The 1,076-nt window shown below is 37.0% G+C and carries 1 tRNA gene; it reads left to right on the plus strand.

What is annotated here, in order from left to right:
- The first annotated feature begins 622 nt into the window (after nucleotides 1-622).
- Nucleotides 623-698: transfer RNA gene (locus R7Q38_RS24625), tRNA-Asn, on the plus strand.
- Nucleotides 699-1,076 lie beyond the last annotated feature (378 nt).

Below are 1,076 nucleotides of genomic sequence, written 5' to 3' on the forward strand. Positions count from 1 at the left end.
TGATACTCAGAGACCAGTTCATAAACTTTACTCATACCCTTCCTCAATCTTTACTGCCTTTACTACGTTAGGCTGTGTTACCACTTCTGTGCTGTATATATATACACCTTAGTAAACGAAATCTATGCCTAAATGATTTTTCTCACTCATTGTTAATAATTTTTGTACTTTGTCTATATGGCTATAGCCTTATTCGAGTCGCTCTGATATAGTACTTCGCCCTAGTTGATAAACACTCCTCTAATATCAACTTATAGTTTCCACAACTTTTCCCCAAAACTTCTCTAAAAAGCTCGTTATCCCCAAAAGCTCATCTTTTATCCACTTTGAATATTTTACCCACTCACTCAATAAATCACTGTTTCATTTGCCTATTTTGCGCATAATACTGACTAAAAATGCACACAAAACAAACCGCGTTGCATATAAAAGATCTTTACTCAGATCTCATCAACACACTTATCCACAATTTTAGTGGATAAGTAACTCTAGCCCTTTACTGGCAAGCACTACAAAAAAGTAAAGCGCTTTAAGCACAATTTTTTCAAAAAAATGTATTTTTTTACTGTTGACACTAGTTTTAGTGCTCGGTAAGATTCGTCCCGCTTTCAAGCAAAGCAATTCCCCCTTAGTTCAGTCGGTAGAACGGCGGACTGTTAATCCGTATGTCGCAAGTTCAAGTCTTGCAGGGGGAGCCAAATTCAAGAAAAAAGCTCAGTTGAAAAACTGAGCTTTTTTCGTTTTTAATCGTCAAAAAATCTGCTTAAAATTTCTATCCACTTGCTAAGTATCAGAGGCCAACTCAATCGTTCGTATGGGCCACTCAGGATTCGCGCACTTTTCGTTAGCTCTCATTCCCCCAACAAATTATTCACCAAACTATTAATTCCGATACAAATTCATCTATCTAACTCACATTGACGGTTATTTTTCAGCCGTGTGTATAAAACCACATCGTTCACTGGTTGTTATTGGTGTCACAAAACACGATAATATTGGGATCGGATTTTAAGAACGTAATAACTATGACCGAATATGTTTTGTTGTTGGTCGGCACTGTGCTGGTGAACAACTTT

Source organism: Vibrio sp. Vb0598, from assembly GCF_033338935.1.
Lineage (GTDB): Bacteria > Pseudomonadota > Gammaproteobacteria > Enterobacterales > Vibrionaceae > Vibrio > Vibrio alginolyticus.